Source organism: Polaribacter sp. YIW18 (genome assembly GCF_057219325.1).
Genome location: NZ_JBXVVE010000007.1, coordinates 153164 through 172788 on the forward strand (window position 1 = coordinate 153164; position 19625 = coordinate 172788).

Here is a 19625-nt window from a genome sequence, read left to right on the forward strand (position 1 = left end):
AAATATATTAATATATTAAACATTTTGTAATGTTTTTGTGAAAAATTATTCAATTATTAAGAATAATGCAATAAAAACCTTTGTTTTTAATTTTTAGAAAAAACCTCTCCTAAAAAAATTGAAAACCCTACTTATTTCGCCAGTAAAAGTAAATCTTATTTTTTGTGAATAGGATTGTTGAGAAATTTCCCAACCGTTATTGGAGTATAAGGGAAAATAGATTTCAAATATATTGTGTATAAAGTTTAAGCGAATACCATTTTCATACCCAAAAAATACTGGTTTTTGCTTACTTTTTAAAAAAGCAACATCATTATAATACTCTACCCACCTCCAAAGACCAATACTAGAGTTTAAAGACAGCATGTATTGATTTGCAAACCTAGTTGGTAGTACCGTTTTAAAACCACCTTCTGTAATGATATATTGTTGACTAAAAATACCCGAATCTTCTGAACGTCCGTAATAATTTAATTCAAACAAATAATCATTAGCTCTGTCTAAACCGAAACTAAAATAATCGCCATTGGAATTGTTGTGCAAAAAAGCACCTGCAAAAATTCTAAAATCTAATTGGGTGTCTGAGGTTGTTAGTTTTCGGTACCTTATATCTGCAGCTATTTTAGAAAAACTTTTAGAAACCTCTGTGCTAAAAATATACCTGTTTTCTTTTATAATATCTGGATTAATGTAATTGTAACTTACACTGAAAACATTGTAATTGTCTTGGTCTGTTTTTATAGCTGTTGGTGCAACCTCTTTATTGATGTGAACCATTTTTGCTCTAATAAATTCATTTGAAGCATCTCTTAAAGATTTTCTTTTAAAAATTACATCTACATAAGGTATTAAGGAACTGTAAGATAAATCTGGTGCATATTGTAAGGTGCCTCCTACAACACCGTAAGCTATTTTGTAAATACTTGTTTTTTCGAAAAATTGATTGTACAAAACATTAAAAGAGCCATTTACTTTTTGACTTTTTAAAGCAAACCCTGGAGAAACTTTAAACTCTAAATTCCTTTTTATTAAAGGTTTGTTGTGCAATTTAACTCCTAAAATTAATCCGTCGTAAAAATTATAAGAAACAGTAGGCTGGTAAAATAGTTGGTTATAGTCTGGCGCTTTTACATCTTTTATTAATGTAAATTTAAACGGTTTGTTAAAAAAATTCTTTTTGATATTGTAATAATTATCAAACGTATTGTATTCTGGATATATGTTTTCGTAATTTAATGCCAATTGATCAAATTGATTTTTAGCAACAGAAATAGTGGTTTGATCCTTTATATTAGGCAGCCATTTTTTTAAGGTAATTTTATTGTTTTTTAAACCATAAAAAGCTACAGGTGTAGTAATGTTTCTTTTGTTTTTTATGGTAACTTTTAAGCTATCTCCATCTTTTTCAACATCTTCTATTGTGTAGTCTATCTTTTTGTTTGTTTTTAGAAAATCGCCAAAAAACCATTCGACATCTTTCGTGGTATTTTTTTGTAATACATTTTTAAACTCTTTGCTAGAGGCAATTTTGCATTTATTTTTTTGATAAAATTCTTTAATAGATTTGTTTAAAACAGTATCTCCTAAAAAACCTTTCAAATACACAAAACCCAAACCAGCTTTGTATGTATTAACAATTTTTCTATTAAAATTTGATAAAGAATCTGCAGAGGTTGTAAGTGATTGATCTAAAAATTTTCTAGCTGTAAATTGATATACAAAAGGATATTTCTCGTTAAATTTTAGTTTAGAAATATTATATCTTTTTAAAAACCAGGAGTTTGATGCTTTACCCAACAATTTAACTTCTGGGTAATATTGGTTAATATATTCTATTATCAAATAGTTTTGTATACCATCTATCAACCAATATTCTTTTCTGCTGTTTAACAATAAAGATTTTTTGATATATCTTTTAGAGAGTACTTTAAAGAGGGTTAAATCATATGTAAAAACGTCTGAAAAAGGACTAATAAATTCAGGTAATTGGCTTAATCCATAAATGGGGTTTTTCTTACGCATTACCTCGTCTATAAAAATATTTTTTATAGGGAGTTTACCCAGGTGATTTTCTAAAAACTGTAACTCTCTATTTAAAATTTTTTCTGTAAGTTCTTTGCCAATATCTTCTTCTAAAATATTAGTTTGTATAGTATTTTTATCTGTTATGAATTCTTTAAAAGTATTATTTTCTGCAATATTAATGATAACATCTTTTTCGTTTGTACCCTTAAGGTTATATGTGTTTGTTGTTATATTATTTGTTTTAGTTGCTTTTAAACTACTAACTAAATTTAAATGTTTTGGTAGTGTAAAGTGGATGTTAAATGTTGTAAAATCTTCATATAGATCATCTAAATTTAAGTTGCTCATTAATTGCCAACCGTTTTTGTAAATTGCTGGGCTTATATACCAATATCTTAAATTAAATTTATTTTTACTAAAACCGTAATTGGTAAACTTATGGTTGGGTAATTTTACAGAATAGGTTAGTGTAATTTTTTTCTGACTTCCTGGTAATAAAGGGGTGTCTAAAAATAACTCTAAAATGTCTGGCTTGTTCTTTAGTTCGCTATAAACAACACTTTTAAAATCGATAGAAATATTTTTGATAGAAGTATACCCTAAATTCTTTGGATTTGCAAAATAGAGGTCTTTTCTAAAATCTTTAATAAATCTTTTAGCTAAAGGTGTTTTTCTATCTTTAAAACTATTAGGCCAATTATGAAAAAAAAGACGTGTTAAAGTGTCTTTAGAATTATTAAAATATAAAACTTCTTGTTGAATTAAAAGTGTTTTTTTATCTGTGTTTAAACTTGCTTTAATAGTGATGTTGTTTTGTTGCGACATGCAATAAAAACTCCAAAGAAATAGCGTAATAGATATGTAAGTAGATTTTGCCAATTATATTTTAATAAATTTTTTAGGTTTGTTTTTTTAACTTGTTTGTCCATGTGAAGAGCATGAATAAGCAATTAAAAAATAAGACATATTCTTTTAAAAGTCTTTTAAAAGTTTGGTTTTAATTGGTATTTAGAATAAAATTTATTTAAGTGAGCTATCGCTTCTTCTGCAGTATCTACTAATCTAAAAAGATTTAAGTCTTTTTCACTAATACTTCCTTCTTCTAAAAGTGTATTTTTAATCCAATCTAATAAGCTTCCCCAAAACTTTTTACCTACCAAAATTATTGGAAAACGTCCAATTTTATGAGTCTGGATTAAGGTTATTGCTTCAAAAAGTTCATCCATAGTACCAAAACCACCAGGCATTACAATAAAGCCTTGGGAGTATTTTACAAACATTACTTTGCGAACAAAAAAGTAATCGAAATCTAGACTTTTACCTGCGTCAATCCAAGGATTATTGTGTTGTTCAAAAGGAAGATCAATATTTAAACCTACAGAAATTCCTTTGCCTCTGTTTGCACCTTTATTTCCAGCTTCCATAATACCTGGGCCTCCACCTGTAATTACACCATAACCATTTTGAGTTAATTTAAATGCAATTTCTTCTGCTAAAATATAATATGGATGATCTGGTTTTGTTCTTGCAGAACCAAAAATAGATACACAAGGGCCAATTTTACTTAAAGTTTCATAACCCTCTACAAACTCTGCTATAATTTTAAAAATGGCCCAAGAATCGTTTGTTTTTATTTCGTTCCAGGTTTTTTGCTGTAATTTTTCTCTTATTTTTCTATCGTCATTTGTCATTTTAAAAATTTTTTAAAACTAATTTTTTTTAAAATTAGTATGCTAATTTAATTCTTTTTTAAGTACTTTAAGGAGTAATAGTTAATAGTTGAATTAGATTGTTACAATAGTTTCTTTAAAAACTGAGCAGTATAACTTTTTTTATGTAGAGCAACTTCTTCTGGAGTTCCCGTAGTTAGTATTTTACCACCTTTTTTACCACCTTCCATACCAACATCAATAACATAGTCTGCTAATTTTACAACATCTAAATTATGTTCTATAATGAGTACAGTGTTTCCTTTGTTTGCTAATTTATTTAAAACTTCCATGAGAACTCTAATGTCTTCAAAATGAAGACCGGTTGTAGGTTCATCTAAAATATAAAAGGTGTTTCCAGTATCTCTTTTAGAAAGTTCTGCAGCCAATTTTATGCGTTGTGCTTCACCACCAGAAAGAGTGGTAGATTGTTGTCCAAGAGTAATATAACCTAAGCCTACATCTTTAATGGTTTTTAATTTTCTATGTATTTTAGGAATATTTTCAAAGAAATCTGTAGCGTCTTCAATGGTCATATTTAAAACATCAGAAATTGATTTTCCTTTGTATCTAATTTCTAGAGTTTCTCTATTAAAACGCTTTCCCTGGCAAGTTTCGCATTCTACTTGTACATCTGGTAAAAAGTTCATTTCTATTACGCGAACTCCACCACCTTGACAAGTTTCACATCTGCCGCCTTTTACATTAAAAGAAAAACGCCCAGGTTTATAACCACGTATGGCGGCTTCTGGAGTTTTTGCAAACAAGCTTCTAATTTCGTCAAAAGTTTTTGTGTAAGTTGCTGGGTTAGAACGAGGTGTTCTGCCAATTGGAGATTGATCTATATCGATAACTTTGTCTACATGTTCTAAACCTTCAATTTTCTTGTAAGGCATTGGTATTTTTACACCTTTGTATATATGTGCATTTAAAATTGGGTATAAAGTTTCATTAATTAATGTAGATTTTCCACTACCTGAAACCCCAGTTACACAAATCATTTTTCCTAATGGAAATTCTACAGAAACATTTTTTAAATTGTTACCAGATGCACCTTTTAGTTTGATGGTTTTTCCATTTCCTTCTCTTCTTTTAGCAGGAACTTCAATTTTCTTTTTCCCTGTAATATAATCTGCAGTTAATGTTCTTTGTTTTTTAAGCTCTTTAAAAGTGCCTGCAGAAACAATTTCTCCTCCATGTCTTCCTGCTCCTGGGCCAATATCAAAAACAAAATCGGCATTTTCTATCATGTCTTGGTCATGTTCTACCACCAAAACTGAGTTACCAATATCTCTTAATTTTACTAAAGAATCTATAAGTTTTTGATTATCTCTTTGATGTAAACCAATACTAGGTTCATCTAAAATATATAAAACGCCCACAAGCTGAGAGCCAATTTGTGTAGCCAAACGTATTCTTTGTGCTTCTCCGCCAGAAAGCGATTTAGAAGTCCTGTCTAAAGTTAGATAATCTAAGCCAACATCCAGTAAAAACTGAATTCTAGTTCTTATTTCTTTTAGAATTTCTGTGGCAATTGTAATTTGTTTTTTAGATAATTTTTTTTCTATAGTTTTAAACCAGGAAGCTAATTCAGTCACATCCATTTGTGCTAAATCGCTTATGTTTTTATCTAAAATTTTAAAATGAAGCGCTTCTTTTTTTAAACGTTTGCCTTTACAGTTAGAACATGTAACTTCATCCATATAGTTTTTTGCCCAACGTTTAATAGATGTACTTTCTGCGTGATCATATTGATTTGTAATAAAGGCGATAATACCTTCAAAATCTATTTTATAATTTCTTCGAACGCCAACAGTTTTAGATGCGATTTCAAAAGATTCGTTTCCGCCATTTAAAATAATTTCTAAGGCTTGTTTTGGAATATTTTTTATTGGGTCTGTTAATGTAAATTGATAACGCTCTGCAATGTTTTGAATTTGTTTAAAAATCCAACTATTTTTTTGTTCTCCTAAAGGTGCAATTCCACCATTTTTAATAGAAATAGCATCATTGGGTATTACTTTTTTTAGGTTGATCTCATTGGTAATTCCTAACCCGTTGCAAGAACTACAAGCGCCTTTTGGCGAGTTAAAAGAAAATGTATTCGGTTCTGGATTTGGATAGGCAATTCCTGTGGTTGGACACATTAATTCTCTACTAAAATAGCGAGGTTCATTCGTATCTACATCGATAACCATCATGATATTGTTGCCAGAATACAAGGCGGTTTTTATGGTTTCGTCTAAACGTTTGCCTATAGAATTGTTTACAGCCAATCTATCAATTACAACCTCAATATCATGAGTTTTGTAACGATCTAATTTCATGCCTTTTTCTAACTCTCTTATTTCTCCATCAACACGAACTCTTACAAAACCTTGTTTAGAAATTTGTTCAAAAAGTTCACGATAGTGTCCTTTTCTAGACTTAATTAAAGGTGCTAAGACGGCTATTTTTTTTCCGTTAAAATCCTTTAAAATTAATTGTTTTATTTGCTCATCAGAATAACTTACCATTTTTTCGTTGGAGTTGTAAGAATAAGCATCTGCAGCTCTTGCAAATAAAAGTCGTAAAAAATCGTAAATTTCTGTAATTGTTCCCACTGTAGAACGCGGGCTTTTATTGGTGGTTTTTTGCTCAATAGAAATTACTGGCGATAAACCATCAATTTTATCTACATCAGGTCTTTCTAAACCACCTAAAAACTGTCTTGCATAGGCAGAAAAAGTTTCAATGTAGCGTCTTTGTCCTTCAGCATAAATGGTGTCAAAAGCTAAAGATGATTTTCCACTACCACTTAAACCTGTTATTACAACGAGTTTTTCACGAGGAATTTTTACATCAATATTTTTTAAATTGTGTGCTCTTGCTCCGTAAACTTCTATAAATTCTTGCTCTTTCAAATGTGGGTTTTTTCAGAAAAAAGCAAAGTTAATCAATAGATATTTAATTTCTATACCAAACTATAAACCTTTAACAATGTTTTTATGTGAAAGGAGTTGTTTTTTTATTGAAAAAACTCTAATAAATAGTATCTTGCCGTATATTTTAATAAAAATGATCAATACCCTAAGACATTATTTTGAAAGAAATGGTTTTGGTGTTTTTTCTAGATTGGCAGATAGATTAGGCATGAGAGCTGTAAACGTACGTTTGTTTTTTATTTATGTTACATTTTTTACAGTAGGTTTGTCTTTTGGTTTGTATTTGACTATGGCATTTTTATTAAAATTAAAAGATAAAATTTACACAAAAAGAAGTTCGGTTTTCGACTTATAAAATATGCCAATTCTACAATCTAAAATAAAAAGAATAGCCATTTTGGTAACCTCTGTATTAGCCATTGGTATTATGGGGTATATGGGTTTGTCTAATTACAATTTTATAGATGCTGTTTACATGACTGTAATTACAGTAACAACAGTGGGCTTTGGAGAACTCAAACCTTTTTCTCCAGAAGAAAAAGTATTTACAATTTTTTTAATTTTAACCAGTATTACCCTTTTTGGTTATGCAGTTTCTGCATTTTCAGAATATTTGGTAAGCGGTAAATTATTTGAACATTTTAAACACAGAAAAGTGGAGAAGCAAATAGGATATTTAAAAGGCCATACTATTGTTTGTGGTTTTGGTAGAAACGGTAAACAAGCCATTGTAAAGTTAAATAATTACAACAAGAAATTTGTTGTTGTAGAAAAAGACAAAGAAATTGTCGATTTTTTAGACTCAGAAAATATTTTAAACATAGAAGGTGATGCAACTTTAGACGAAACTTTACTAAAAGCGGGTATTAAAAATGCATCGTTTTTAATTACAGCCTTGCCTTCTGATGCTAATAATTTATTTGTTGTTTTAACAGCAAGTCAGTTAAATAAAAATTGTACAATTATTAGTAGAGCCTCTAACGAATCTTCTTACAGTAAACTTAAAATTGCAGGTGCAAATAATGTTATTATGCCAGATAAATTAGGAGGTAATCACATGGCGTCTTTAGTTACTACACCAGATGTTATTGAGTTTGTAGATCGTTTAACAATAGAAGGAGAAACTACTGCGAATTTAGAAGAAATCGCTGTAGATGATTTACCAAAAAAATACATTAATCAAACTATTTTAGATTTAGATTTAAGAAGACAAACAGGTTGTACAGTTATTGGCTTTAAAAATCCTGATAAGGATTATGTAATAAACCCAGAAGCAGATATAAAATTAATTGAAGGCTCACATTTAATAGTTTTAGGAAGACCAGAACAAATTATAAAACTTAGACAGTTATTTTAATGAAAAAAGTAATTATAACAGGTAGTAATGGGTTGTTAGGGCAATCTTTGTTAGAGTTATTGTTACAAGAAAAAGAAAACTACCAAGTTTTTGGTTTTTCTAGAGGAAAAAATAGAACTGGTAGAACCGATTTCGATTATGTTTCTATTGATATTACTGATAAAAACCGTCTAAAGAACGAAGTAGAAAAAATAAACCCTGATTTTATTATAAACACAGCGGCAATGACGCAGGTAGATGATTGCGAAACCAATAAAAAAGCCTGTGATACTTTAAATGTAGACGTTGTAAAATGGTTGGCAGAAATATCATCAACTATAAATTGCCATTTAATACAAATTTCTACAGATTTTATTTTTGATGGTAAAAAAGGATATTATAAAGAAACAGATGCGCCCAATCCTTTAAGCTATTATGGCTTGTCTAAATTAAAATCAGAAGAGGTGTTAACCAATTCAACCATAGATTTTACAATTTTAAGAACCATTTTAGTGTATGGTAAGGTGTACAATATGAGTAGAAACAACATTGTGCTTTGGGTAAAAAAAATGTTAGAAAACCAACAAGAAATCACCATTGTAGATGATCAATATAGAATGCCAACTTATGTGGTAGATTTAGCAATGGCTTGTAAAATTGCTATCGATAAAAAAGCGATAGGAATTTTTAATATAGCATCCAATACATTATTAAGTGTTTATCAAATTGCGCAAGAAATTGCCAATTGTTTTGGTTTAAATAAAAACTTTATACAACCAATTTCAACTGCAACTTTAAATCAAACAGCACCAAGACCTGCAAAAACAGGTTTCGATTTAACCAAAACAAATTCACAATTAAGTTTCTACCCTAAATCCTTTACAGAAGACTTAAAAAGGTTTAAAGAACAATTAATAAAAACCACATTTAACTCATAAAAGTTGTTAAAAGCGCAATTTTTTATGATATTGCAAGCCACTAATTAAAAAACAATTAAACATATTATGAAGAAAAAATTTCTTTCGTTAATGCTTTTAGTATTTCCAATGATATCATTTGCACAAAGTACAACAGATAGCATTGATGCTACTTTTAAAAATTATACAGGCTGGTTTGTAGATGCTATTTTTTATGAAATTCCGTTTTCTGATACCTTTCAAATACCATGGGTATTAATTGTATTAATTGGTGGTGCTTTATTTTTTACAATTTATTTTAAGTTTATCAATTTTACAGGTTTTTTAACAGCGATACAGGTCGTTAGAGGTAAGTATGAAGATATAGAAAAACATGGTGTAGATAATCTTTATGGTGAAAATGCTCAACAAAAAATTGTAGATGAAGAAAATAATGAAAAAGCATATGGAGATCAAACTCCAGGCGGCGATTTAATTGAAACAATTAGAGATGAAAGTGCTGATGGTGAAGTTTCTCACTTTCAAGCCTTAACGGCAGCATTATCTGCTACAGTTGGTTTAGGTAATATTGCTGGTGTAGCAGTAGCTTTATCCATTGGTGGGCCAGGAGCCACATTTTGGATGATAGTTGCTGGTCTTTTAGGAATGGCATCAAAATTTGCAGAATGTACATTAGGGGTAAAATATAGAGATGTTGGTGAAGATGGTACTGTTTATGGAGGTCCAATGTACTATTTAACCAAAGGATTAAAAGAAAAAGGAGCTGGTGTTTTTGGTAAAGTTTTAGCTGTACTATTTGCAATCTTTGTAATTGGAGGTTCATTTGGTGGTGGAAACATGTTTCAAGCAAACCAAGCAGCCGCACAGTTTACAAAATTATTTGAACTAACAGGACCAAATGCAGGTTTGTATTTTGGTATAGTAATGGCTGTTTTAGTAGCAGTTGTAATTATTGGAGGTATTAAAAGAATTGCTTCTGTAACAGAAAAAGTAGTGCCTTTTATGGCGGGTATTTATGTGTTAGCGGCTTTAATTATCTTGTTTGCTAATTTTAGTTTAATAGACGATGCCTTTGCTTTAATTTATGAAGGTGCCTTTTCTGGTTTAGGGATAGCAGGTGGTTTAATTGGGGTGATGATACAAGGTATACGTAGAGGAGCATTTTCTAACGAAGCTGGTGTGGGATCTGCAGCAATTGCACACTCTGCAGTAAGAACTAAATACCCTGCAAGTGAAGGGATTGTTGCTTTATTAGAACCCTTTGTAGATACAGTAGTAATTTGTACTATGACTGCCTTGGTAATTATTATAACAAATTTCGATGGTCAGTTTATGCAATATGGAGTAGAAATTAAAGAAGGTGTAGAGTTAACAGCTATAGCGTTCGATTCTGTAATACCTCATTTCTCTGTAGTGTTAACAATTGCAGTAATACTATTCGCGTTTTCTACAATGATTTCTTGGTCTTACTATGGTATGCAAGGTTGGAAATTCTTATTCGGAAAAGGTAAAATTACAGATTTAGTTTATAAAGTATTATTTTTAATGTTTGTTGTTGTGGGGGCATCTATTAGTTTAGGAGCAGTAATCGACTTTTCTGACGCTATGATTTTTGCAATGGTAGTACCAAACATTATTGGTGTAATTATGTTATCTCCAGTTATTAAGAAAGAGCTTAGTAAATACATGAATGCTATCAACAAAAAAGAAGAAGCAATAGAAGATGGTGCTGTTGATATCAATGAGCATATGTAAAAAACAATTTATATGAAATTATTAAAATCCCATTTCTGGTATAACAAAAGCCAAAGAAATGGGATTTTTCTTTTAGTAATAATTATTTTGATTTTTCAAGCAATTATTTTCTTTACAGACTTTTCTTCTGAAGGAAAAATTGATATGAACTCTCCAGAAGTAGTAGCATTTCGAAACCAAATTGATAGTTTAAAAAGAATTGAACTAGAGCATAGAAAACCTAAAAGATATCCTTTCAACCCCAATTACATAACAGACTATAAAGGAGAACAATTAGGAATGTCTTTAAAAGAGATAGATCGTTTGTTAACTTTCAGGAAAACGAATAAGTTTATAAATTCAAAAGAAGAATTTCAAAAAGTAACCAAAGTCTCAGACACCTTACTAAATAAAATTGCTCCATATTTTAAATTTCCAGATTGGGTAGTGGAAAGAAATAAAAATCTACAGAGCGGTATAAATACAATTACTAGTAAAACAAAAAAATATAGAGGAAATTCATACCACAATACCCCTAAACATATAATAACATCAGCAGATATTAATAAGGCTTCACAAGAAGATTTTAAAACTATATATGGTGTAGGAGAGAAGTTGTCAGAAAGAATTATTAAGTATCGTTCTAAATTACAAGGATTTTCTTTGAACAGTCAACTCTTTGAAGTGTGGGGTTTAAAAAAAGAAGTGGCAGAAAAGGTATTAAAAACTTTTAAAATTATAGAAAAGCCAATCATAAAAAAAGAGAACGTAAACATAGTAACATTCAGGCAATTATTAAAAAATCCATATATAGATTACGAGCTTTGTAAAAAGATTTTAGATTACAGAGATCAAGTTGCTGAACTTCAAGATATAAAAGAATTAATAAATATCAAGGGTTTTCCTGTAGATAAATATGACAGAATAGTCTTATATTTGGTGGCTGAATAAACAACTAAAAAAAGCACTGAATGAAAAGTATGTATTTTACAGAAGAGCATGAAGCTTTTCGTGCAAGTTTCAAAGATTTTTTACAAAAAGAAGTAGTTCCTTATGTAGAAAAATGGGAGAAAACCGGAAGTATAGAACGTTTCATTTGGAAAAAATTTGGAGAAATGGGCTACTTTGGTTTATCTACTCCAGAAGAATATGGTGGTTTAAATCTAGACCTTTTTTACACAGTTGTTTTTTTAGAAGAAATGCAAAAAATAAATTCAGGGGGTTTTGCTGCAGCAATGTGGGCTCATGAGTATTTAGCAATGACGCACTTAAACAAAGAAGCAAGCGAAGCAATAAAACAAAAATATTTAGTACCAAGTGTAGAGGGTGATAAAATCGGTTGTTTATGTGTAACAGAACCATTTGGTGGTTCAGACGTTGCAGGCATGCGTTCTACAGCTATAAAAAAAGGAGATAAATATATTTTAAATGGCTCTAAAACATTTATTACAAATGGTGTTTATTCAGACTATTTAATTGTAGCTGCAAAAACAGACCCATCAGAAAAATATAAAGGGATTAGTATTTTTGTGGTAGATAGAAATACGAAAGGTGTATCTGCAACCAAACTAGACAAATTAGGTTGGCGTGCATCAGACACCGGAGAAATTGCTTTCGATAACGTAGAAATTCCCCAAGAAAATTTATTAGGCGAAGAAGGGAAAGGCTTTCCATATATTATGCAACATTTTGCCTTAGAAAGGCTTTTAATGGGAGTAAATGCACATGCAAGAGCAGAGTTTGCAGTAGATTACGTTATTAAATACATGCAAGAAAGAGTTGCGTTTGGTAAGTCTTTAGATAAATTTCAAGCACTTAGGCACAAAATTGCAGAAATGGCAAGTAGAGTAGATATGTGTAGAGAGTACAACTACTCTATAGCAAAAAGATTAGACCAAGGTAACTATGTTGTAAAAGAAGCAAGTATGTCTAAGCTATTATCAACAAAAATGGCAGACGAAGTTATTTACGATGCCTTACAGTTATTAGGTGGTTATGGTTATATGGAAGAATATCCAATGGCTCGTTTGTTAAGAGATAGTAGGTTAGGCCCAATAGGAGGAGGTACTTCTGAAATTTTAAAAGAAATTATCGCAAAAATGGTAATTGATGGTAAAGAGTATAAGCCAGCAACGTAGTTTTCATAATTAGCCTTTTTGCGAAAATAATTCTTACGTTATCGCAAAAATGGTAATTGATGGTAAAGAGTATAAGCCAGCAACCTAGTTTTTATAATTAGCCTTTTTGCGAAAATAATTCTTATGTTATCGCAAAAATGGTAATTTAGTGTAAAAAGTTCATGTTAGTGAGGTAATTTTCATCTTCCTAAAAACTAAAAACTAAAAACTAAAAACTAAAAACTAAAAACTAAAAAGTAACAACTAACAACTAATTATTTGGGCGTTCCCTAAAGGTCGGGCTTTACGTTATATCTTTTTTTTAATTTGAACTTATTTTAGTATTTTTTTATTAAAAAGCTTATTGTCATGTGAATTGCAACTTTTATATTTTATAAAAAAAAAGGATGCCACTTCAATCCCTAACGCGTAACGTTTTTAAAATAAAATCAATAAAAAAATTGTAATTCATAATTAATAACTACATTTGCAGTCCAAAAAATAAAAACAAATAGTTTAATTACTATAAAAATATAAAGATACTTATGAAGGGAGGTGCCAACTTATGTTAATTATACCAGTAAAAGATGGAGAGAATATAGATAGAGCGTTAAAGCGTTACAAAAGAAAGTTTGACAGAACAAAAACAATGAAAAACTTACGTAACAGAAAAAACTTTACAAAGCCGTCTGTAGCTAAAAGAGCTCAAAGAATCAAAGCATCTTACGTTCAAAGATTAAGAACACAAGAAGAAGTAGGTTAGTGAAACTCAATTTTGAAAAGACCAAAGGTCGCATTCAAAATTGTAAGTTGAACTAATCCCGATTTTACATCGGGATTTATACAAATAAATCTCATGCACAACATGTATGAGATTTTTTTTTGCATTTATTTTGAAAAGACCAAAGGTCGCATTCAAAATTGTAAGTTGAACTAATCCCGATTTTACATCGGGATCTATAAATATAAACCTCATACAAAATTTGTATGAGGTTTTTTCTTGTGTCTAATTTAAAAAGACCAAAGGTCGTATTCAAAATTGTAAGTTGAACTAATCCCGGTTTTACATCAGAGTTTTAGCTTAAAATAATAATCCGTAGAATTTATTTCTAGGGATTTTTTTATATACAAAATTTTGTAGCTTTACACAAACAACAACAAATACTGTGATACAGTCTTTCTTAGAATATTTGTCTTTAGAAAAAAAATATGCTACACATACTATAACAGCCTATAAAAACGATTTACTAGCGTTTAAAGATTTTATAGAAACAGAGTATAAGGTAGAAGATTTAGCAGAGGTGCATTATCCACAAATTAGAACTTGGATAGTTGCTTTGGTAAATCAAAAAATAACTAATAGAAGCATAAATAGAAAAATTAGTTCGCTAAAATCATTCTATAAATTTCTTCAAAAAACAGCACATATAGAAAAAAATCCATTAGCAAAACATAAATCCTTAAAAACACCCAAAAAAGTACAAGTACCATTTACAGTAAAAGAAGTAAATAATGCTATAAATAGTTTTACAGAAGAAGACAATTTTACAAGCTTAAGAAATAAACTTTTAATAGAACTTTTATACTCTACAGGAATTAGAAGAATAGAACTCATTAACTTAAAAGAAAGAGATATAAACCTTATAGACAAAACAATAAAAGTTCTAGGAAAAAGAAATAAAGAAAGGTATGTGCCTTTGTTAGCTTCAGTAATTCAACTATTAAAGAGTTATCAAGAAGAAAAAAATAAAATTTCAGTAAAATCAGAATACCTATTTATAACATCAAAAGGAAATAAAATATACGAAACACTTGTTTATAGAATTATAAATTCTTATTTTAGTAGAGTCTCAGAAAAGGTAAAAAAGAGTCCTCATATATTAAGACACTCTTTTGCAACCCACCTTTTAAACGAAGGTGCAGATTTAAATTCTGTAAAAGAACTACTAGGGCATTCGTCCTTAGCCTCAACACAAGTCTATACGCACAATAGTCTTGATGCAATAAAAAAAGTGTATAACCAAGCTCATCCAAAGAGCGTAAAAAAAAGATAACGTATGAAAGTATTCTCCCAATCCGTAAATTTTAATGCAGATCACAAGTTAATTGAGTTTGTAAAAACAAAAGTTTCAGCCTTATCAAAATTTCACGACAAAATTGTAGATGCAGAAGTTTTTTTAAAAGTTCAAAATACAAGCGATAAAGAAAATAAAATTACAGAAGTTAAAATAAATATTCCAGGTAAAGAATTAATCATAAAAAGAGAAACAAAGACTTTTGAAGAAGGTATTAATTTAGCTGTAGAAAACCTTAAAAGACAGCTCAAAAGATCCAAAGAAAAACAAAGAGATTCATTAATATCATAAAATGATAAAAAAAAGTAAAAAAAAATTATAAAAAGTTTTAGAATATAAAAAAACTTTATACATTTGCAGTCCGTTAGAAATAGCGGATTGTTTTTTTGTTAAAACAGCCGATGTAGCTCAGCTGGCTAGAGCAGCTGATTTGTAATCAGCAGGTCGTGGGTTCGAGTCCCTCCATCGGCTCTAAAGTAAAATAAATTGCAAATGCAATTTAGTTCATTGAAATAGTAAATGAAAGGGGAGATACTCAAGCGGCCAACGAGGACGGACTGTAACTCCGTTGACTATGTCTTCGCAGGTTCGAATCCTGCTCTCCCCACAATTTACATATTGCGAAAGTAGCTCAGTTGGTAGAGCGTCAGCCTTCCAAGCTGAATGTCGCCGGTTCGAACCCGGTCTTTCGCTCAAATAATTTACGAGTTACGAAACAAGAAATACAAATCGTAAATCTAAATCGGCAGTAGTAAATTAATTGCCGATGTAGCTCAGTTGGTAGAGCGCATCCTTGGTAGGGATGAGGTCATGGGTTCAAATCCCATCATTGGCTCACTTTAAAAAGTATTATTAGACACTAAATATATTTAAACTAAGAATTAAAATTAATAATTATGGCAAAAGGAACTTTTGACCGTTCGAAACCACACTTAAACATTGGTACTATCGGACACGTAGATCACGGTAAAACTACTTTAACTGCGGCTATTACTAAAGTATTAGCTGATGCAGGTTTCTCTGAAGCTAGATCTTTTGATCAGATTGATAATGCTCCAGAAGAAAAAGAAAGAGGTATTACAATTAACACTTCTCACGTAGAATATCAAACAGCTAACCGTCACTATGCTCACGTAGACTGTCCAGGTCACGCGGATTATGTAAAGAACATGGTAACAGGTGCTGCTCAAATGGATGGTGCTATATTAGTAGTTGCGGCTACAGATGGTCCTATGCCACAAACTAGAGAGCATATTTTATTAGGTCGTCAGGTAGGTATTCCACGTATCGTTGTTTTCTTAAACAAAGTTGATATGGTAGACGATGAGGAGCTTTTAGAATTAGTAGATATGGAGGTTAGAGAATTATTATCTTTCTATGATTATGATGGAGATAATGGTCCTGTTGTTTCTGGTTCTGCTTTAGGAGCTTTAAATGGTGAGCAAAAATGGGTTGATACTGTTTTAGAATTAATGGAATCTTGTGATGCTTGGATTGAAGAGCCAACAAGAGAAGTTGATAAAGATTTCTTGATGCCAATTGAAGATGTATTCTCTATTACTGGTCGTGGAACTGTAGCTACAGGTCGTATCGAAACAGGTATTGCAAACACAGGTGATCCAGTTGAGATTATTGGTATGGGTGCAGAAAAATTAACTTCTACAATTACAGGTATCGAAATGTTCCGTCAAATCCTAGATAGAGGTGAGGCAGGAGATAACGCAGGTATCTTGTTAAGAGGTATAGAAAAAACACAAATCAAAAGAGGAATGGTAATCTGTAAGCCAGGTTCTGTAACTCCACACGCTAAATTCAAAGCAGAGGTTTATGTTTTAAAGAAAGAAGAAGGTGGTCGTCATACGCCATTCCATAATAACTACCGTCCACAGTTCTATGTAAGAACTACAGATGTAACAGGTACTATTAACTTACCTGATGGAGTTGAAATGGTAATGCCAGGTGATAACTTAACAATAACAGTAGACTTAATACAGCCGATTGCATTAAATGTAGGTTTACGTTTCGCTATCCGTGAAGGTGGTAGAACTGTAGGAGCTGGTCAAGTAACTGAATTATTAGATTAAGAGTAACTTAATTTACTAATTATAATTTAAAAGGGTGTCCCGATTTTTTCGGGATGCCTTTATAAATGAAATAATAAACGGGTTTAGCTCAGTTGGTAGAGCACTGGTCTCCAAAACCAGGTGTCGGGAGTTCGAGTCTCTCAATCCGTGCAAAATATAAAAGTAAGATGAACTTTATACAATATATCAAAGATTCTTTTGAAGAGTTAAATAATCACATGACTTGGATCTCAAAAGAAGAAGCTCAAAAAACTACTGTAACTGTAGCTGTTTTTACAATATTATTTGCATTAGCTGTAGCAGGTATAGATTATGTTTTTCAAACTGGGTTAGATAACTTTTTCAAATTATTTTAATAATAAATTATGGCTGATTCAGTGATGAAATGGTATGTTGTTAGAGCCATTGGAGGACAAGAAAATAAAGTGAAAGCTTACATAGAAACAGAAATTTCTAGAGTAGGTTTATCAGATTACGTAAACCAAGTAATTGTACCAACAGAAAAAGTTGTACAAATTAGAAATGGTAAAAAAGTAAACAGAGAAAGAGTTTATTTTCCAGGGTACATAATGGTAGAGGCTAATCTTTCAGGAGAAGTACCTCACGTTATAAAAGCAATAACTGGTGTTATTGGTTTTTTAGGTGAAACCAAAGGTGGTGAACCTGTTCCAATGAGAAAATCAGAAGTGAATAGAATGCTAGGTAAAGTTGATGAACTTTCTGTGCAAGATGAAAATATTGCAATTCCATTTAACGTTGGAGAAACAGTAAAAGTTGTAGATGGTCCATTTAACGGATTTGACGGAACTATAGAAAAAGTAAATGAAGAAAAGCGTAAGCTTGAGGTAATGGTGAAAATATTCGGAAGAAAAACACCATTAGAATTAAGCTATATGCAAGTAGAAAAGATATAATTGTTACACAAATATATATCGATTTATTTTTTGGCTTCCAACTTAAAATAAATCATTAAACATTTTTAAAATGGCAAAAGAAGTTAGTAAAGTAGTTAAGTTACAAGTAAGGGGAGGCGCAGCGAATCCATCGCCGCCGGTTGGACCCGCTTTAGGTGCTGCTGGTGTTAACATTATGGAGTTCTGTAAACAGTTTAATGCAAGAACGCAAGACAAACAAGGTAAAGTTTTACCTGTTGTTATTACTGTTTTCAAAGACAAATCGTTTGATTTTGTTGTAAAAACTCCTCCTGCAGCAGTTCAGTTACTAGAAGCGGCCAAAATTAAAAAAGGTTCAGGAGAACCAAACAGAAAAAAAGTAGCATCTGTTACTTGGGATCAAATTAAAGTAATCGCAGAAGACAAAATGGTAGATTTAAATGCCTTTGAAGTTACTTCAGCTATGAAAATGATTGCAGGTACAGCACGTTCTATGGGATTAACAGTAAAAGGTAATGCACCAGCATAAACTTTATAAAAAGTAGTAAAATGGCAAAATTAACAAAAAAGCAAAAAGAAGCTTACGCAAAGTTAGATAGCTCTAAATCTTATGATTTAGCTGCTGCTTCAGCGCTAGTCAAAAACATTACTAATGTAAAGTTTGATGCATCTGTAGATTTGGCAATACGTTTAGGAGTAGATCCACGTAAAGCTAATCAAATGGTTAGAGGTGTAGTAACATTACCTCACGGAACTGGTAAAGATGTAAAAGTTTTAGCATTGGTAACTCCAGATAAAGAAGCAGAAGCTACAGCAGCTGGCGCAGATTATGTGGGATTAGATGAATACCTTCAAAAAATTAAAGGAGGATGGACAGATGTAGACGTTATTATAACAATGCCTAGTGTTATGGGTAAATTAGGTCCTTTAGGTAGAGTTTTAGGTCCTAGAGGTTTAATGCCTAACCCAAAAACAGGTACTGTAACAATGGATGTTGCAAAAGCTGTTCAAGATGTAAAAGCTGGTAAAATCGACTTTAAAGTTGATAAAACAGGTATTGTTCATGCGGCAATTGGAAAAGTATCTTTTGATGCAAAGAAAATTGAAGAAAATGCAAATGAATTATTACAAACAATTATGAAATTGAAACCTACAACTGCAAAGGGTACATATGTAAAAAGTGTATTTATGTCTAGTACAATGAGTCCTAGTGTAGCTGTTGAGTTTAAATCTGTTTAATACGTTAAAACTTATAATTATGACTAGAGAAGAGAAATCACAAGTAATACAAGATTTAACAGCAACATTAGCAGATACTAATACTTTATATTTAGCAGATATTTCTGGTTTAGATGCAGGAACTACCTCTAATTTACGTAGAGCTTGTTTTAAAGCAGGTATTCAGCTATCAGTTGTAAAAAATACTTTACTTGCAAAAGCAATGGAAGCTTCAGACAAAGATTTTGGAGACTTACCAACAGTATTAAAAGGAAACACTTCTATGATGATTTCAGAAGCAGCAAATGCTCCTGCAAAATTAATCAAAGAATTTAGAAAAAAATCTAAAGATAGACCATTATTAAAAGGGGCTTTTGCAGAAGAGTCTATTTATATTGGAGATGAACAATTAGATGCTTTAGTAGATATTAAATCTAGAGAAGAACTTATTGGAGAAATCATTGGATTATTACAGTCTCCTGCTAAAAATGTTGTTTCAGCATTACAATCAGGTGGACAAACACTTTCAGGTATTATTAAAACTTTATCTGAAAAATAATTACGCGCACAAATAAACTAAAATAAACAAAATT

At 30.9% G+C, this 19625-nt stretch carries 18 protein-coding genes and 5 tRNA genes; 20 read left to right on the top strand and 3 right to left on the bottom strand.

Annotation, left to right across the window (positions count from 1 at the left end):
• Nucleotides 1-93: 93 nt before the first annotated feature.
• The 3 genes from AC2D6T_RS09095 to uvrA all read right to left on the bottom strand — a co-directional run bounded on the left by AC2D6T_RS09095 (nucleotide 94) and on the right by uvrA (nucleotide 6637).
• A complete protein-coding gene (locus AC2D6T_RS09095; RefSeq protein ID WP_484681277.1) occupies nucleotides 94-2850 on the bottom strand; it encodes a gluzincin family metallopeptidase in 2757 nt (918 codons plus the stop codon).
• A 158-nt stretch (nucleotides 2851-3008) separates the two neighbouring features.
• Entirely contained in the window at nucleotides 3009-3716 is a 708-nt protein-coding gene (locus AC2D6T_RS09100; protein WP_484681278.1) for an LOG family protein, read from the bottom strand.
• A gap of 101 nt (nucleotides 3717-3817) precedes the next feature.
• A complete protein-coding gene (gene uvrA, locus AC2D6T_RS09105; protein ID WP_484681279.1) occupies nucleotides 3818-6637 on the bottom strand; it encodes an excinuclease ABC subunit UvrA in 2820 nt (939 codons plus the stop codon).
• Nucleotides 6638-6791: 154 nt separating this feature from the next.
• On the opposite strand from uvrA, the gene AC2D6T_RS09110 reads away from it, so the two are divergent.
• The 20 genes from AC2D6T_RS09110 to rplJ all read left to right on the top strand — a co-directional run bounded on the left by AC2D6T_RS09110 (nucleotide 6792) and on the right by rplJ (nucleotide 19591).
• Nucleotides 6792-7013 (top strand): PspC domain-containing protein, encoded by a 222-nt coding sequence (locus AC2D6T_RS09110; RefSeq protein WP_298948430.1) that lies wholly within the window; start codon nucleotides 6792-6794, stop codon nucleotides 7011-7013.
• Nucleotides 7014-7016: 3 nt separating this feature from the next.
• Nucleotides 7017-8015 carry a potassium channel family protein gene (locus tag AC2D6T_RS09115; protein ID WP_438988819.1) on the top strand — a complete coding sequence of 333 codons (999 nt, stop codon included), beginning with the start codon at nucleotides 7017-7019 and terminating at the stop codon, nucleotides 8013-8015.
• Complete coding sequence (locus AC2D6T_RS09120) at nucleotides 8015-8932, top strand: SDR family oxidoreductase (protein WP_438988818.1); 918 nt, start codon at nucleotides 8015-8017, stop codon at nucleotides 8930-8932. Before AC2D6T_RS09115 ends, AC2D6T_RS09120 begins: the two co-directional genes overlap by 1 nt.
• A 66-nt stretch (nucleotides 8933-8998) precedes the next feature.
• Nucleotides 8999-10666, top strand: a complete 1668-nt coding sequence (locus tag AC2D6T_RS09125; RefSeq protein ID WP_484681280.1) for an alanine/glycine:cation symporter family protein — start codon at nucleotides 8999-9001, stop codon at nucleotides 10664-10666.
• Nucleotides 10667-10678: 12 nt separating this feature from the next.
• Nucleotides 10679-11596, top strand: coding sequence for a helix-hairpin-helix domain-containing protein (locus AC2D6T_RS09130; protein WP_484681281.1), 918 nt, complete (start codon nucleotides 10679-10681; stop codon nucleotides 11594-11596).
• 20 nt (nucleotides 11597-11616) lie between these two features.
• Nucleotides 11617-12783 (top strand): acyl-CoA dehydrogenase family protein, encoded by a 1167-nt coding sequence (locus tag AC2D6T_RS09135; RefSeq protein WP_484681282.1) that lies wholly within the window; start codon nucleotides 11617-11619, stop codon nucleotides 12781-12783.
• Between the two features lie 544 nt (nucleotides 12784-13327).
• Nucleotides 13328-13525: a 30S ribosomal protein S21 gene (gene rpsU, locus AC2D6T_RS09140; RefSeq protein WP_298948443.1), complete on the top strand. Its 198-nt coding sequence runs from the start codon at nucleotides 13328-13330 to the stop codon at nucleotides 13523-13525.
• A gap of 403 nt (nucleotides 13526-13928) precedes the next feature.
• Nucleotides 13929-14816 carry a tyrosine-type recombinase/integrase gene (locus AC2D6T_RS09145; RefSeq protein ID WP_438988811.1) on the top strand — a complete coding sequence of 296 codons (888 nt, stop codon included), beginning with the start codon at nucleotides 13929-13931 and terminating at the stop codon, nucleotides 14814-14816.
• Between the two features lie 3 nt (nucleotides 14817-14819).
• On the top strand, nucleotides 14820-15128 hold the full coding sequence (gene hpf, locus AC2D6T_RS09150) for a ribosome hibernation-promoting factor, HPF/YfiA family (RefSeq protein ID WP_438988810.1): 309 nt from the start codon (nucleotides 14820-14822) through the stop codon (nucleotides 15126-15128).
• 106 nt (nucleotides 15129-15234) lie between these two features.
• Nucleotides 15235-15308 (top strand) — tRNA-Thr (locus AC2D6T_RS09155).
• 54 nt (nucleotides 15309-15362) lie between these two features.
• Nucleotides 15363-15444: transfer RNA gene (locus tag AC2D6T_RS09160), tRNA-Tyr, on the top strand.
• Nucleotides 15445-15457: 13 nt separating this feature from the next.
• Nucleotides 15458-15530, top strand: a tRNA-Gly gene (locus tag AC2D6T_RS09165).
• 69 nt (nucleotides 15531-15599) lie between these two features.
• Nucleotides 15600-15672 (top strand) — tRNA-Thr (locus AC2D6T_RS09170).
• Nucleotides 15673-15733: 61 nt separating this feature from the next.
• Entirely contained in the window at nucleotides 15734-16921 is a 1188-nt protein-coding gene (gene tuf / locus AC2D6T_RS09175; protein ID WP_438988809.1) for an elongation factor Tu, read from the top strand.
• Nucleotides 16922-16998: 77 nt separating this feature from the next.
• Nucleotides 16999-17071: transfer RNA gene (locus tag AC2D6T_RS09180), tRNA-Trp, on the top strand.
• A 17-nt stretch (nucleotides 17072-17088) separates the two neighbouring features.
• A complete protein-coding gene (gene secE, locus AC2D6T_RS09185) occupies nucleotides 17089-17277 on the top strand; it encodes a preprotein translocase subunit SecE (RefSeq protein WP_138534161.1) in 189 nt (62 codons plus the stop codon).
• Between the two features lie 9 nt (nucleotides 17278-17286).
• Entirely contained in the window at nucleotides 17287-17835 is a 549-nt protein-coding gene (nusG, locus tag AC2D6T_RS09190) for a transcription termination/antitermination protein NusG (RefSeq protein WP_298948510.1), read from the top strand.
• A gap of 70 nt (nucleotides 17836-17905) precedes the next feature.
• Nucleotides 17906-18343, top strand: a complete 438-nt coding sequence (rplK, locus tag AC2D6T_RS09195) for a 50S ribosomal protein L11 (protein ID WP_015480733.1) — start codon at nucleotides 17906-17908, stop codon at nucleotides 18341-18343.
• A gap of 20 nt (nucleotides 18344-18363) precedes the next feature.
• Complete coding sequence (rplA, locus tag AC2D6T_RS09200) at nucleotides 18364-19053, top strand: 50S ribosomal protein L1 (RefSeq protein WP_438988808.1); 690 nt, start codon at nucleotides 18364-18366, stop codon at nucleotides 19051-19053.
• A gap of 19 nt (nucleotides 19054-19072) precedes the next feature.
• Nucleotides 19073-19591, top strand: coding sequence for a 50S ribosomal protein L10 (gene rplJ / locus AC2D6T_RS09205; RefSeq protein ID WP_298948519.1), 519 nt, complete (start codon nucleotides 19073-19075; stop codon nucleotides 19589-19591).
• Nucleotides 19592-19625 lie beyond the last annotated feature (34 nt).